Below are 13,854 nucleotides of genomic sequence, written 5' to 3' on the forward strand. Positions count from 1 at the left end.
TCTACCCAGAAATCGTGGACAAGCTTCGCGTTGTCCACCCTACGCCACGATTTACCGTAGGGTGGATGACGCTTTTTTCATCCCCCGTTGGGAGTGGTTGTCCGGGCTACTTGCTGTTACGGCACAATACCCTTTGCAAGATTCTCGTACATTTCCATAAATGCTTCAAAATATGTAATTTCTCTATCTTTTACCGAACCTCCAAATCCCCTTTCAGCCTTGGCTTCCAAAAGATCGGCCGGTCTGTAGCTTTGTCTTAGTTTGGCTTGCATAAGCATTTTCTTTGCTGTCCCCACAAAGTCGCTTATGCATTTATCAGATGAATGCGCTGTTCTGTTGCGTATTATTACGGCGTTTTTCAGGAGCTCAATTTTGGGGTGCATTACGTTTTGGAAGGGTTGTCCATGATCAAGAAATAGCTTCGCTGCATCTATGACGTCGTTAGGTGAGCCAAAGCCTATATAGTTTTTGTATGGATTAAACTTAGGATCACCCATTATGACTTCGTATGAGTGAGTGATACCTGATGTGGCACCCATTCGGAGAATCGGCTGATAGCCTGAGTCAGTTTTAGCCCCGGCAAGGTAACGAACTAATACCTGCTCTAAGAAATCTTCCCAGCTAGCAACTACCCCCATGAATGCAAGTTCTACTACCCTTTGCGCATGTTTTACATGGATTCGTGGCGTGCGTGAATTTGGATTAATGGCGGCAACACTTTTTATTTTTGTAACGAGGCTTCGTGCCGAATCTATGTCTTTTATAAAGGATTTTTTTAAATGATCTACTTTTGGCGGTCTTCCAGATTTACCCATTTATCGATTCCATAGTGTTGTCGAGGAAATAGCTAACTATAAATAGACGCCAAATGGTGCATAACCCGCAGGGATTTTTGGTGGATAATCTTCCTGGCCATTATCGAAGTCCTTCTCTATCTTGCAGGCAGCAGCGAGTCGGTGGGATGTTTGGCAGGTTATACACCATGTCGGATAACCGCTGGCAAGTCGTATTCAGTCGTGGCGTGCTGACGCTCCTGATCTTCTCCGTATGACTTCGCTCTACCCAGGCTACGGCTCTACGATCCTTGAGCCGCAATGATCGCGGATAAAACGGAATGCCGCCCAGCCGCTCCTACAGGTCGGGTTGCGGCTCGGGGGTGGGAGTTTTGAGCGGCAAGCGCAGCAGCTCCACCTGCCACCAGCTCGGCAGCAAGCGGCGGACTTCCGGGCGGGCGAAGCGGTCGTCGATCAGGTAGAGCACGCCTTGGTCTTCGGGGGTGCGGATCACCCGGCCAGCGGCTTGCACGACTTTTTGCAAGCCGGGGTAGAGGTAGGTGTAGTCGTAGCCATTGCCGAACAGGGTGTCCATGCGCTGGCGGATTTCTTCGTTGATCGGGTTGAGCTGGGCCAGGCCGAGGGTGGCGACGAAGGCGCCGATCAGGCGTTCGCCGGGTAGGTCGACGCCTTCGCCGAATACGCCGCCGAGCACGGCGAAGCCGATGCCGCGCCCGCCGATCTGGAAGCGTTCGATAAAGCCCTGGCGCGCCGCTTCGTCCATCTGTCGTGACTGCGTCCATATCGGAATCTGCGGGTGGTCGCGGCGCAGTTCCTGTAGCACCTGTTCCAGATACTGGTAGCTGCTGAAGAAGGCCAGGTAGTTGCCGGGGCGTTCGGCGTATTGGCGCGCCATCAATTGGCAGATCGGCGCCAGCGAGGCGTCGCGGTGCTGGTAGCGGGTGGACAGGTTGCGCACCACCTGCACGTGCAGTTGCTCGGCGCTGAACGGCGAGGCGACGTCCAGGCACTGGGTCTCTTCCGGCAGGCCGAGCAGGTCGAGGTAGTAGTGGCTGGGGCTGAGGGTGGCGGAGAACAGTGTGGCGCTGTGGGCATCCTCGAAGCGTGGGCCGAGGAAGGGCGCCGGCAGGATATTGCGGATGCACAGGGTGGAATAGCTGCGCCCATTACCGACTTCATCTCGGTTGATGTCGAACAGCGAGTGCGGGCCGAAGCTTTCCGCCAGGCGGCAGAACAGCATGGCGTCCATATAAAAGCTGAGCAGCTCGCCGCCATTGCCTTCGGGCTGGTCGGTGAGCAGGTCGGTGATGGCGCTGACCGCCTTGCCCAGCGCGGCGAGCAGCAGGTCCGGCGCCAGCGGATAGACCTGGTAGGGGACCTGCTGTTCACGGTGCAGCTGGTCCCAGTGGCGGTCGACGCGTTCCAGCACGCTCCTCAGGCGCTTCGGTGCGTCGCGGCACATGGCCTTGAAGCGCGCCTGATCCAGCTCGGCGCTGTACATGCCGCGCCCGCGTTCCACCAGGTTGTGCGCCTCGTCCACCAGCAGGCAGACGCGCCACTGGTTGATCACCGTCAGGCTGTGCAGCAGGGCGCCGAGGTCGAAGTAGTAGTTGTAGTCGCACACCACCACGTCGCTCCAGCGGCACAGTTCCTGGCTCAGGTAGTAGGGGCATACGCCGTGGGCGATGGCGATGTTGCGCACGGCTTGCTGATCCAGCCAGCGTTCCTTGAGTGCCGCGCTGCGGGCTGCCGGCAGGCGGTCATAGAAACCCTTGGCCAGTGGGCAGGAGTCGCCATGGCAGGCTTTGCTCGGGTGTTCGCAGGCCTTGTCGCGGGCGACGTGTTCCAGCACGCGCAGCGGTGTATCCGGTTCGCGCAGGCGTTGCAGGGCATCCAGTGCCAGGCGCCGGCCTGGCGTCTTGGCACTGAGGAAGAACAGGCGGTCGAGCTGCTGCCCAGGCATGGCCTTGAGTTGCGGGAACAGGGTGCCGAGGGTTTTGCCGATGCCGGTGGTGGCCTGCGCCAGCAGGTAATGGCCGTCGCGCGCGGCGCGGTATACGGCTTCGGCCAGTTGCCGCTGGCCATGGCGAAATTCACCGTAGGGGAACTGCAGCGCTTCCAATGCCTGATTGCGTGCTTGCTGATGCGCCTGTTCCTGCCGCGCCCATTCGATATAGCGGCGGCAGTGCAGGGCGAAGAACTCGCCCAGCGATGCGGCGCTGTGGCGTTCGCGGAATACCGTTTCCTGCTGGGTGATGACGTTGAAGTACACCACCGCCAAGTCCAGTTCCTCGAAGCCCAACTCCTGACACAACAGCCAGCCGTAGATCTTCACCTGCGCCCAGTGCAGCAGGCGGTGATTGGCGGGGATGCGCGAGATGTCGCCGCGATGGGTCTTGATCTCTTCCAGCAGGCGAAACTCGGGGTCGAAACCATCGGCGCGGCCGCTGACCGTCAGCCCCTCGAACTGGCCGATCAGCGGCAGCTCGCACACGTAATCCGGGCCGCGCCGGGCCACCACCGTGGCGTGCCCGGCCATGCCTTCCTGCGCGGTGGGCGAGGGGGTGAAGCGCAGGTCGAGATCACCTTCCTTGGCGGTGAACTCGCACAGCTCGCGCACGGCGACGCGCAGGTTCAATCGCTCCACTCCACGTAGCAGACGCTGACCGGCATACCGTGCTCGGCACAGAACGCCAGCCAGCGTTTCTGGTTATCCTGCAGGCGGTCGCCGGGGCCTTTCACTTCGATCATCCGGTAGCGCGCCTCACTGGGCCAGAACTGGATCAGGTCGGGCATGCCAGCGCGGTTCTCGCGAATATCGGCCAGCAGGCGGCGGAACCAGGCGGCGAGGTGCGCGGGCGGCAGGCAGGTCAGGGCCTGTTCCAGGCGATCGGCGTCGAGCAGCTCCCAGAACACGAAGGGCGACTGGGTGCCGAATTTCTCGGCGTGGGTGCGGCGCATGGTGTCGAGGTAGCTGCCATCCTCCAGGCGCGCCAGGCAGGCGGCGAACAGTGGAGCGCGACGGGCATGGAAATCGGCGCGGTGCAGATCCACCGGGCCGGTGTGGAAGGGATGGAAGAAGGCGCCGGGCAGCGGGGCGAAGATCGCCTCCCAGCAGAGCAGGCCGAACAGCCCGCAGATCAGCGTGTTCTCCACGTAATGCACGGGCGCATCCGGTTCGGCCAGGTGCATGGCCACGGCCAGCTCGACGCTGGCGGCTCGCGGCAGGCGCAGGTCGAGGCGATCTTCTATCAGCTTCGCCGCCTTGGCCGCAGGCGGCAGGCCGAGGCGTTTGCGCAGGCGCGTGCGTGCTCTTTCGGCCAGTTGCGACTCTTCGGCGTTGTGTGGCGCCGCGATCACTTGTTCGGCGAGTGTCAGCGCTTCGCCATCCTGACCCAGGCGCTCCAGCACGCGGATCTGCCGCTGCCGCGAGCCCACCGCGCGGGTGTCGCGGTACAGCGCCAGGGCCGAGTCCAACTCTCCAGCGCGCTCCAGATGTTGCGCCAGTTGCAGCAGCAGGCGCTGGTGGCGTTCGCCGATATGCGCGCTGTCGCTGCAGAAATCGCCGAGCTGCTGCAGCACCTCGGTGACCGCCATGCCGGCCTCGAAGGCCTCGCGGCAGGCGCGCAGGTGCAGGTAGTCATCCACGTCCTGGCGATGGCGGAAACCGCGTGAGCCGGGGGTGATCGGCACCTGCTCGTAACGGAAGATCCCCAGGTCTGCGAGGACGAATTCCGACCAGTCCTGCGCCAGGTTGCCGAAGAACATCAGGCGCAGGCGGTCGCATAGCGGGCCGATGGCCAGGCTCAGCAGGCACTCGTGCAGATTCGGGCACCAGTCGGCCAGGCTGCGCGGCTCGGTAAACAGCTCGCGCAGGTGGTCGAGCGCTTCGCTCTTCTTCAGGTTGCCGCCTGGCAGGTCGCCCGCGAAATGCGCGGCCAGTTCGTCCTTGAGCAGCAGCGCGCCGAGTTCGTCGAAGCTCAGTGCGGCGCAGTCGATCAGCCAGCCCAGTTCCAGCAAGGGCGCGGCAGCGGTCGGGATATCGCCGATCTCGGCGTAGCGCAGTTTGCTGACGCGAAAGTGCACGCCCTTGCGCATCACCAGGCGCACCAGCAGCGCCTGGGTGGCAAGCGGTAGCTGAACAAACGTATCGATAAAGGTGTGCTCGGCTTCATCCATCAGGTCGCGGTGATGGGCGTCGAGCCAGGCGAGGGCCTTGCGGAAGTTGGCCAGGTAATAGAGTTCGGGGGCGTCGAGGGTGAGCATGGTGGGCAATGTTACTGGCTTTTTATACAGATGCCAGCGCCGCCGAGCGGCTGCGTGGCTGGACGGTGATGAGCTGCTGAATTCCTAGTTTTTTCGGAACTTGTCTCTATATGGCTAATAAATAAGGACTTTTTAGGTATCGATAGTATTGATTGTCACTATCCCGAGATGTGCCTTTTGCCGTTTTGGGGCGTGCGTAACATAGGCCCCGTAGCCAGTTACTTACCCCCTCTTTCGGAGAATGACCATGAAAAAGCAAATCCTCGCCAGCCTCGTTATTGCCACTCTGTCCGCCAGTGCTTTCGCCCTGCCACAGGTCTCTACCGAACAATCCATTGCCCCTGTCGTCGCCGAAGACGGTGCCGATCGCGTTGGTGCTAACCGTGTTGCTGCTGATGGTGCCGACCGCGTTGGTGGCAATCGTGTAGCCGAAGACGGTGCCGACCGCGTTGGTGGCAACCGCGTAGCCGAAGACGGTGCAGACCGCGTTGGTGGCAATCGTGTAGCCGAAGATGGTGCCGATCGCGTTGGTGGCAATCGTGTAGCCGAAGATGGTGCAGACCGCGTTGGTGGCAATCGTGTAGCCGAAGATGGTGCAGACCGCGTTGGTGGCAATCGTGTAGCCGAAGACGGTGCAGACCGCGTTGGTGGCAATCGTGTAGCCGAAGACGGTGCCGACCGCGTTGGTGGCAACCGTGTAGCCGCAGATGGCGCCGACCGTGTGGGTGTGAATCGCATTAGCTGATCCGCTTACCCACAGGCGGGAGCAGTCTTATGTCGCACTGCAGTTAAAAAGGGCGCCCTGAATCGGCGCCCTTTTTCGTTCATACAGTCTCCACACAATCCCCACGCTTTCTCCATACCTCGCCCACCGCCACTGCCCAGACTCTGCCGTACCTTCACTCGCGACGGAGAGCCGTACCATGAGCCGTACCCTGGGCTTCAAGCTGGGCGCTATCGCCTTGCTGATTTTGCTGCTGATGATTCCCCTGTTGATGATCGATGGCCTGGTCGACGAGCGCCAAGGTCTGCGCTATCAGGTGCTGCAGGACATCGCCCGCAGCTCCAGCTATCGCCAGCAGATCACCGGGCCGATTCTGGTCGTGCCCTATATCAAAACCACCCATGTCTGGAAGACGCGCGAGAATACCGGCGAGCGTTACGCCGAAGAGCGTCAGCAGCGTGGTCAGCTCTACTTCCTGCCGGAGCGTTTCGCGCTTGACGGCCAGATCAGTACCGAGCTGCGCGCCCGGGGCATCTACGAGGCACGCCTTTACCGTAGCGATAGCCAGATCAGCGGGCAGTTCCGAGTGCCGGCGCGTTTTGGCCTGGGCGACGATCTGGGCTTCTATCGCTTCGAGACGCCTTTTCTTGCCGTCGGGATCAGTGATATCCGAGGCATCAACAACGACCTCAAACTGCGTCTCAACGGTCAGACCCTGAGCTTCGCGCCCGGTACTCACGACAGCCGTTTCGGTGATGGTGTGCACGCAGCGCTGCCAGCGCTGGACAGCCAGGGCGGGCAGGTGCTCGACTTTGCCTTCGACCTCAAACTGCAAGGCACCGAGCAGCTCGCGGTGGTGCCGGTGGGCCGTGACAGCCGCGTTAGCCTGAAGTCCGACTGGCCGCATCCGAGCTTCGTTGGTGAATACTTGCCGAGCCGCCGCGAGATCACGGCCGAAGGTTTCAGCGCCGAATGGCAAACCAGCTTCTTCGCCACCAACCTTGAAGAGACGCTGCGTGGTTGCGAGGCCCAGAGCCAGTGCATAGGCCTGTTTCAGCGCAGCTTCGGGGTGAGTTTCGTCGACCCGGTCGACCAGTATCTGAAGACCGACCGCGCGATCAAATATGCGCTGCTGTTCATCGCCCTGACCTTCGCCACCTTCTTCCTCTTCGAAGTGCTCAAGCGCCTGGCTGTGCACCCGGTGCAGTACGCCCTGGTCGGCCTGTCGCTGGCGCTGTTCTACCTGTTGCTCTTGTCGCTCTCCGAGCATCTGCCGTTTGCCCTGGCCTATGGCCTGTCGGCAACTGCCTGCGTCGGCCTGATCGGCTTCTACGTCAGCTTCGTGCTGCATAGTTGGCAGCGCGGCTTGGGCTTTGGCGCCTTGCTGGCGGCGCTGTACGCGATGCTCTTCGGCCTGCTCAGCGCCGAAGACTACGCCCTGCTGATGGGCTCGCTGCTGGTGTTCGGCGTGCTCGGCAGCGTGATGGTGCTGACTCGCAAGCTGGATTGGTACGGCGTTGGCCGTATTGCCCCGCAAGCCTGAATCCAATCGGCGCGGCGCGTGCCGCGCCTCTTCTCTGGAGGTGATTCCATGCGTCTGTTATTGCAGTTTTCCGCCTGCCTGGGCCTTGGTCTGGTTGTGGCGGTGGTGATTCTGATTGGCCTGATGTTCTTCGGCTGGTTCAACCTGATTGACGGCCTGCTGCTGACCGGCAAGCCGCTGGCCAGCCTGAGTCTGACGGTGTTGCCGGAAGGGTTCTGGAATGAACTGACCGGCGTTCACGATGCAGTGAACAACCCGTCGCTGCGTTCGTTCCTGGCGATGTGCGCGGCGCTGGGCCAGGTCGGCCTGCTGCTGGCGCTCGGCTTCATGCGCCTGTGGTATCGGGCATGAGCGGGTATATCGGTTTGCGTGAGGAGGCGCGTGCCGGACATCTGCTGGCAAGGCGGATTGCCTGGCTGTTTCGCGATGCCCGTCATGGGCAGTGGGTGGGTGGCCGCGTAGACTCGCGGCACATTGAACGGGAGTGCTTCAAGGATGAACAAGAGACTACTCACCGCTTTTGGCGGGCTGCTGCTGGCGAGCCTGGCGCAGGCCGATGATTGCCGGCAGCAACTGCCGACCTGGATCGAAATGGCCCATCCGGGCCACGTGCTGAAGGATGAACGTGGGCACTACCGGGTGGATGCCGAACGAGGCATCTGCAAGGTATGGCCGGCGCGGCCTGAACTGACCTTGATCGCGCTGCCGTTGGTACGCGCAGAGTACGAGGGTTATGGTGAGACGGATCTGGAAGTGCTGGTGCTGGATAACGCTAAACAGCGCTTCGTGGCGCGTTTGGTCGAGCCCAATAAGTTGGATTGGGATGCGATTTACGTCGAGGACATGGCGTTCGACACTGCGCCTTATCGGCTGCGCAAGGATGATATCGCTTTCGGTGTGCGGATATCGCGCAGTGGCAGTTCCCGGCCCAACCCTTTCTATGAAACCCAGCTCAACCTTTACCAACTGGACGCTCAGCAATTACGACCATTGTTGAGCGAGTTACCGGTTAGAAAGGTCTGGGGCGAGTGGGATACCAACTGCGCTGGAGTGTTCAGCAAAACTGAGGGTGTGGTCATCATTACCGAGCGGGTCGGTAACCAGGGCTATCGCGACCTGCAGCTCAAGGATACCCGCGTCGAACGGCGCATGGCCCTGGTCGATGACCAATGCCAGACCGTCGAGGAAAGCACCCATCGCTACCAGTTGCCCATCGAATACGATGAGGAGCGCTACCTGCTGCCGATCGAGCTGGCCTCTGACCCGCTCTGAAAGCACGTAGCCCGGATGCAATCCGGGAACGGCGCAACAGGTCATCCCCGGATTGCATCCGGGCTACGAGGTGGCAAGCCAGGTGAACCGCGCTCACCTGGTGCTAGTGCTTACAGACTGACCGAAATCCCCGCTTGCAGCGTGCGCGGCTCGCCGGGGTACGACCAGATGTTCCAGGCGCGCTCTTCGTAGTGCTTGTCGAACACGTTGTTCAGGTTGAGGTTCAGGCGCACGTTTTCGGTCAGCGGGTAGTAGGCCAGCAGGTCGACCACGCTGTAGCCGTCCATGTCGAAGGTGTCGTTGCTGGTCTGACCTTGGCGCTGGCTGACGTATTTCAGGCCTATGCCTACGCCCAGGCCGTCGAGCGTACCGCCAGCGAACTCGTAGGTATCGAGCAGGTTGAAGCTGTGCCGTGGCACGTTGGCCAGGCGCGAGCCTACCGGCATGGTCGCGCTGGTGCTTTCGGTAACTTCGGCATCGACGTAGGCATAGCCACCGATTACCCGCCACTGCGGGGTGATGTTGCCTGCCAGGTTGATGTCGAAACCACGGCTGCGCACTTCGCCAGCCGCGATCTGGAAGGACTCCGATCCCGTGTTGCTTGGGTCGTTGGTCAGCACGTTTTCCTTGACGATGTGGAACATCGCTGCGGTCAGACTGAGATCGCGGTCGAGCATGTCGTACTTGATACCGACTTCGTGGGCGACACCTTCTTCCGGGTCGAAGGCGCCGTTCTGGCGGTCGGCACCCCGGTTGGGTTTGAACGAGCGCGAGGTGTTGGCGAACACCGCCAGTTCGTCGGTCAGGTCGTAGATCAGGCCGAAGCGCGGGGTGACGGCGTTGTGCGCCTGATCCCAGTCGCCGCTGGTGCTGAGTTTGTTTTCGTAGCTCTGCTCGAAGCGCTCGATACGCGCGCCGACTTGCGCCTTGAGGCGTTCGGTCAGGGCGATCTGATCCTGCAGATAGAAGGCGTAGGACTCCAGCGTTTCGGCGTCGTGCGTGGTGGTGCGGGTCAGTGCTGGCAGCGGTTGGCCATGTACCGGGTTGTACAGGTCGATGGGGTAGGCGCTACCGTCATCCGAGCGACGGATCAACGAGTTGTAGTTGAACTTGTCGTACTCCACGCCAACCAGCAGGGTGTGGGCCAGACCTGCGGTGTCGAAGTGGCCTTCGGCATTGGCCTGGGCGTTGACGTCGTTCCAGTTCAGCCAGCGCTCGCTGTAATTGCGCCCGACGCTGCTGGCGCCAGCGGTCAGACCGCCACGGTAGCTGTTGCTGTTGTTTTCCACGGCACCGCCGGACAGCTCGCCGTCGAGGTACTGCACGCCGCCGCGCAGGGTCCAGTTGTCGTCGAGCAGGTGCTCGATGCGCAGTTGGGTGCTGGCATTGGCGTTGGTCAGCTTACCGGCGGCTTCTTCACCGAGGAAACGGTCACGCGGCAGCTTGCCTTGCTGGTTGGCGTAGCGCGTCACACCTCGGTCGAGCGGGTGGCGGTTGTGCAGGTAGTCGCCTTCTAGGGTGACGGAGGTGGCGTCGTTGAGCTGCCAGCGCAGCACCGGGGCGACGTTGTAGCGCTCGCTCTCGACGTCGTCGCGGAAGCTGTCGCCGCCTTCGGTCACCAGATTGAGGCGATAGGTGAAGGCGGCCTGTTCATCCAGTGCGCCGGTGGTGTCGAGTGTGCCGCGGCGCAGGCCTTCGCTGTTGATCTGGCTGCCGAGTACGGTGCGGCGTTCGGCCTGCGGCTGCTTGCTGACGATGTTGAAGGTGCCGCCAGGGTCGCTACGGCCGTAGAGCATGGCCGCTGGGCCGCGCAGCACTTCGATGCGCTCGATAGTGCTGGCGTCGGGCATGTTCGGGTAACCACGGTTGACGGCGAAGCCGTTGCGGTAGAACTCCTGGCTGTTGAAGCCGCGAATCAGAAATTCGGTCAGGCCCTGGCCGCCGAAGTTGTTGCCGCGCTCCACGCCGCCTGCGTAGTCGAGGGCATCTTCCAGACGCACCGCGCCGATGTCCTGAACGACCTCGGCGGGCACCACGCTGATCGACTGCGGAATTTCGTGAATCGAGGTGTCGGTACGTGTGGCGCTGGCTGAGCGGGTGGCGCGGTAGCCGACCACAGGGCCGTCGGCGCGCTCAGCGGAAGCATTGATCTGCAGCGCCTCCAGTGCGAGCGGGGCACTCTCTTCGATCGCAGAGGCATGAGCAGGGAAGCAGGTAATGGCAGGTAGAGCCAAGAGCGGGACGGCCAGGCGGCGCATTCATAGATCCTTGGGGCAGGGGGAAAGCGGCCGGCATGGTAGTGTTATGGCGAACTATTATCAATTGTATTTGTTCGTGCTCACCTATCTTTTCGTTCCTGTCGGTCAGCATAGGTGCAGGTCAAGGAGGCTGGGGCTTGGCGGTTTTTGTATTGAGGGGCTAATACCAATGTCTAGCTGTCGACTTTCGCCGACCTGCTGCTAGCTTGATGGTGCATCAGAATAACAATAACCGGAGGCAGCTATGACTTCTGATAAAGCAAACGCGACAGCGTACTGGAAAGCGAACGTGCGCCTGATCACCTTGAGCCTGATTGTATGGGCACTTGTCTCATACGGATTCGCCATGATCCTGCGACCCATGCTCTCGGGCATCATGGTCGGCGGTGCGGATCTTGGCTTCTGGTTCGCCCAGCAGGGCTCCATCCTCTTCTTCATCGGGCTCATTTTTCACTACGCGTGGAGACTGAACAAACTCGATAAAGAATTCGGCGTCGAGGAGTAAGTGGTCATGAGCCAATTCGTCATCAACATGTTGTTCGTAGGCGCGTCCTTCGCGCTCTACATCGGCATCGCCATCTGGGCGCGTGCCGGCTCGACCAAAGAGTTCTACGTCGCTGGCGGTGGTGTGCATCCGGTCACCAACGGCATGGCGACTGCCGCTGACTGGATGTCCGCAGCCTCCTTCATTTCCATGGCTGGCCTGATCGCCGCTGGCGGTTATGCCAACTCCACTTTCCTCATGGGCTGGACTGGCGGCTACGTGCTGCTGGCGATGCTGCTGGCGCCGTACCTGCGCAAGTTCGGCAAGTTCACCGTGCCGGATTTCATCGGTGATCGCTTCTACAGTCGTGGCGCGCGCCTGACTGCGGTGATCTGCCTGGTGATCATCTCCGTGACCTACGTGATCGGCCAGATGGCCGGTGCCGGTGTGGCCTTCTCGCGCTTCCTCGAGGTGAGCAACTCCACCGGTATCTGGATCGCTGCAGCCGTGGTGTTCGCCTACGCCGTATTCGGCGGCATGAAGGGCATCACCTACACCCAGGTCGCTCAGTACGTGGTGCTGATCGTGGCTTACACCATCCCGGCCATCTTCATCTCCTTGCAACTGACCGGTAACCCGATCCCGCCGCTTGGCCTGTTCGGTGACCACGTCGAGTCGGGCGTGCCGTTGCTGCAGAAACTCGATGAAGTGGTGCGTGAGCTGGGCTTCGCGGCCTACACCGCGGATGTCGACAACAAGCTCAACATGGTGCTGTTCACCATGTCGCTGATGATCGGTACGGCTGGTCTGCCGCACGTCATCATCCGCTTCTTCACCGTGCCGAAAGTGGCCGATGCGCGCTGGTCTGCAGGCTGGACGCTGATCTTCATTGCGCTGCTTTATCTTACTGCGCCGGCCGTGGCCTCCATGGCGCGTCTGAACCTGGTGACCACCATCTACCCGGAAGGCGCCAGCGCCCCGGCTTTGGCGTATGCCGAGCGCCCGCAGTGGGTCAAGAACTGGGAACAGACCGGCCTGATCAAGTGGGAAGATAAAAATGCCGATGGTCGTATCCAGATGTACAACGATGCTGCGCCGGCCTTCACCGCCACCGCTGAATCGCGTGGCTGGAAGGGTAACGAGCTGACCGTCAACAACGACATCCTGGTGCTGGCCAACCCGGAGATCGCCAACCTGCCTGCATGGGTGGTGGGGCTGATCGCCGCGGGCGCCATTGCTGCGGCACTGTCTACGGCGGCGGGCTTGTTGCTGGCGATTTCTTCGGCGATCAGTCATGACCTGATCAAGACCTTGATCAATCCGAAGATCAGCGAGAAGAACGAGATGATCGCGGCGCGGATATCGATGGCGTGTGCGATTCTGCTGGCCACCTATCTGGGCCTCAATCCACCAGGGTTCGCCGCGCAGGTGGTGGCGTTGGCCTTTGGTATCGCGGCTGCGACCCTGTTCCCGGTGCTGATGATGGGGATTTTCTCCAAGCGCATGAACGACAAGGGTGCGATCTGCGGCATGGTGGTCGGTCTGGTGGTGACGCTGGTGTACATCTTCACCTACCTGGGCTGGTTCTTCATTCCGGGCACCAACAGCCTGCCGAACACGCCGGATCAGTGGTTCATGGGGATTTCCCCGGCTTCCTTCGGTACCGTCGGTGCGCTGATCAACTTCGCCGTGGCTTACGGCGTGTCGAGTGTCACTGCCGAACCGCCGCAGGAAATCCAGGATCTGGTGGAAAGCGTCCGTACTCCCAAAGGTGCTGGTGCCGCGCTGAGCCACTGAGCATAATCCCGGCCTGACGCCACCTGCCGGTGGCCAGGGCTTCAGTACGCGGGCCTCCAGTGGAGGCTCGTCGTCTTTCAGGAACAGTCATATGTTGTGGACTTTGCTCGCCATCGTGGTAGCGGGGCTCGGCGCTGCCGGTGTGGCCCTGTTGTTGCGCAAACTCACCGGTAATCGTCTGCCGCGCTGGCTGGTGCCGCTGTTCGGGGGCCTGGGCATGCTGGGCTACCAGGTGGTGTACGAGTATTCCTGGTTCGAGCACCAGATCGAGCGCCAGCCGCCCGAATCGGTAGTCGTGGCCAGCGAGGCCGGGCATGTGTTCTGGCGCCCCTGGAGCTACTTCATGCCAATCACCACGGCCTTCACCGTGCTCGACAGCAAGAGCGTGGTACGGCGTGAAGTGGGCGATGCGCCGGTGGCCGAGTTCATGCTCTATCGCTTCGAGAAGCAGCACATCGATCATGTCTCGAATCAGGCGCATCTGCTCAACTGCCAGACAGGCGAACTGCTGCCTCTGGATGCGCAGCAAAAACCGGTGCTGGAGCAGCTCAAGCGTATCGACAAGGGTGGTGTGCTGTTCCAGCGCGTCTGCAGCTAGCCAGCGACTGGAAAACTACCCGCCAGTTGCACCACGAAGCCCCGGCATGCCGGGGCTTCGCTTTTACATAGACGCAGATCAATGAGCGCCGCAGGCCGCCTGCTTAGAATCGTCGGCT

Annotated in this window: 11 protein-coding genes; 7 read left to right on the plus strand and 4 right to left on the minus strand. The window is 61.2% G+C overall.

The features are described 5' to 3' along the window. Window positions 1-116: 116 nt before the first annotated feature. From AERO9A_RS05675 to AERO9A_RS05685, 3 genes are all read right to left on the minus strand, one after another. A complete protein-coding gene (locus AERO9A_RS05675) occupies window positions 117-815 on the minus strand; it encodes a hypothetical protein (protein WP_159970958.1) in 699 nt (232 codons plus the stop codon). A gap of 316 nt (window positions 816-1,131) precedes the next feature. Beyond that, window positions 1,132-3,432 carry an ATP-dependent DNA helicase gene (locus AERO9A_RS05680; protein ID WP_159970959.1) on the minus strand — a complete coding sequence of 767 codons (2,301 nt, stop codon included), beginning with the start codon at window positions 3,430-3,432 and terminating at the stop codon, window positions 1,132-1,134. Next, the gene (locus AERO9A_RS05685; protein ID WP_159970960.1) at window positions 3,429-5,060 is read right to left on the minus strand and encodes a VRR-NUC domain-containing protein; all 1,632 of its coding nucleotides are present in this window, start codon (window positions 5,058-5,060) and stop codon (window positions 3,429-3,431) included. The genes AERO9A_RS05680 and AERO9A_RS05685 overlap by 4 nt, the downstream gene beginning before the upstream one ends. 247 nt (window positions 5,061-5,307) lie before the next feature. Here AERO9A_RS05685 and AERO9A_RS05690 point away from each other — a divergent pair, with 247 nt between their 5' ends. The 4 genes from AERO9A_RS05690 to AERO9A_RS05705 all read left to right on the plus strand — a co-directional run bounded on the left by AERO9A_RS05690 (window position 5,308) and on the right by AERO9A_RS05705 (window position 8,599). Then, complete coding sequence (locus AERO9A_RS05690; protein WP_159970961.1) at window positions 5,308-5,805, plus strand: phage infection protein; 498 nt, start codon at window positions 5,308-5,310, stop codon at window positions 5,803-5,805. A gap of 178 nt (window positions 5,806-5,983) precedes the next feature. Next, window positions 5,984-7,327 carry a cell envelope integrity protein CreD gene (creD, locus tag AERO9A_RS05695; RefSeq protein ID WP_159970962.1) on the plus strand — a complete coding sequence of 448 codons (1,344 nt, stop codon included), beginning with the start codon at window positions 5,984-5,986 and terminating at the stop codon, window positions 7,325-7,327. A gap of 48 nt (window positions 7,328-7,375) precedes the next feature. Beyond that, a complete protein-coding gene (locus AERO9A_RS05700) occupies window positions 7,376-7,678 on the plus strand; it encodes a hypothetical protein (RefSeq protein ID WP_159970963.1) in 303 nt (100 codons plus the stop codon). A 144-nt stretch (window positions 7,679-7,822) separates the two neighbouring features. Continuing rightward, complete coding sequence (locus AERO9A_RS05705; RefSeq protein WP_159970964.1) at window positions 7,823-8,599, plus strand: hypothetical protein; 777 nt, start codon at window positions 7,823-7,825, stop codon at window positions 8,597-8,599. Window positions 8,600-8,709: 110 nt separating this feature from the next. Here AERO9A_RS05705 and AERO9A_RS05710 read toward each other — a convergent pair whose 3' ends face one another. Beyond that, window positions 8,710-10,857: a TonB-dependent siderophore receptor gene (locus AERO9A_RS05710; RefSeq protein WP_159970965.1), complete on the minus strand. Its 2,148-nt coding sequence runs from the start codon at window positions 10,855-10,857 to the stop codon at window positions 8,710-8,712. Window positions 10,858-11,101: 244 nt separating this feature from the next. Here AERO9A_RS05710 and AERO9A_RS05715 point away from each other — a divergent pair, with 244 nt between their 5' ends. From AERO9A_RS05715 to AERO9A_RS05725, 3 genes are all read left to right on the plus strand, one after another. After that, window positions 11,102-11,362, plus strand: a complete 261-nt coding sequence (locus AERO9A_RS05715) for a DUF4212 domain-containing protein (protein WP_159970966.1) — start codon at window positions 11,102-11,104, stop codon at window positions 11,360-11,362. 6 nt (window positions 11,363-11,368) lie between these two features. Next, window positions 11,369-13,138 carry a sodium:solute symporter family protein gene (locus tag AERO9A_RS05720; protein ID WP_159970967.1) on the plus strand — a complete coding sequence of 590 codons (1,770 nt, stop codon included), beginning with the start codon at window positions 11,369-11,371 and terminating at the stop codon, window positions 13,136-13,138. Between the two features lie 91 nt (window positions 13,139-13,229). After that, window positions 13,230-13,736, plus strand: coding sequence for a hypothetical protein (locus tag AERO9A_RS05725; RefSeq protein WP_159970968.1), 507 nt, complete (start codon window positions 13,230-13,232; stop codon window positions 13,734-13,736). Window positions 13,737-13,854: the final 118 nt, after the last annotated feature.

Source organism: Pseudomonas sp. 8Z, assembly GCF_902506535.1.
Lineage (GTDB): Bacteria > Pseudomonadota > Gammaproteobacteria > Pseudomonadales > Pseudomonadaceae > Aquipseudomonas.

What these genes read in the sequence shown, in the direction of transcription:
- AERO9A_RS05710 (WP_159970965.1), bottom strand. Translation starts at nt 10,857, where the DNA reads ATGCGCCGCCTGGCCGTCCCGCTCTTGGCTCTACCTGCCATTACCTGC.
- creD (WP_159970962.1), top strand. Translation starts at nt 5,984, where the DNA reads ATGAGCCGTACCCTGGGCTTCAAGCTGGGCGCTATCGCCTTGCTGATT.
- AERO9A_RS05690 (WP_159970961.1), top strand. Translation starts at nt 5,308, where the DNA reads ATGAAAAAGCAAATCCTCGCCAGCCTCGTTATTGCCACTCTGTCCGCC.
- AERO9A_RS05675 (WP_159970958.1), bottom strand. Translation starts at nt 815, where the DNA reads ATGGGTAAATCTGGAAGACCGCCAAAAGTAGATCATTTAAAAAAATCC.
- AERO9A_RS05720 (WP_159970967.1), top strand. Translation starts at nt 11,369, where the DNA reads ATGAGCCAATTCGTCATCAACATGTTGTTCGTAGGCGCGTCCTTCGCG.
- AERO9A_RS05725 (WP_159970968.1), top strand. Translation starts at nt 13,230, where the DNA reads ATGTTGTGGACTTTGCTCGCCATCGTGGTAGCGGGGCTCGGCGCTGCC.
- AERO9A_RS05705 (WP_159970964.1), top strand. Translation starts at nt 7,823, where the DNA reads ATGAACAAGAGACTACTCACCGCTTTTGGCGGGCTGCTGCTGGCGAGC.
- AERO9A_RS05715 (WP_159970966.1), top strand. Translation starts at nt 11,102, where the DNA reads ATGACTTCTGATAAAGCAAACGCGACAGCGTACTGGAAAGCGAACGTG.
- AERO9A_RS05685 (WP_159970960.1), bottom strand. Translation starts at nt 5,060, where the DNA reads ATGCTCACCCTCGACGCCCCCGAACTCTATTACCTGGCCAACTTCCGC.
- AERO9A_RS05700 (WP_159970963.1), top strand. Translation starts at nt 7,376, where the DNA reads ATGCGTCTGTTATTGCAGTTTTCCGCCTGCCTGGGCCTTGGTCTGGTT.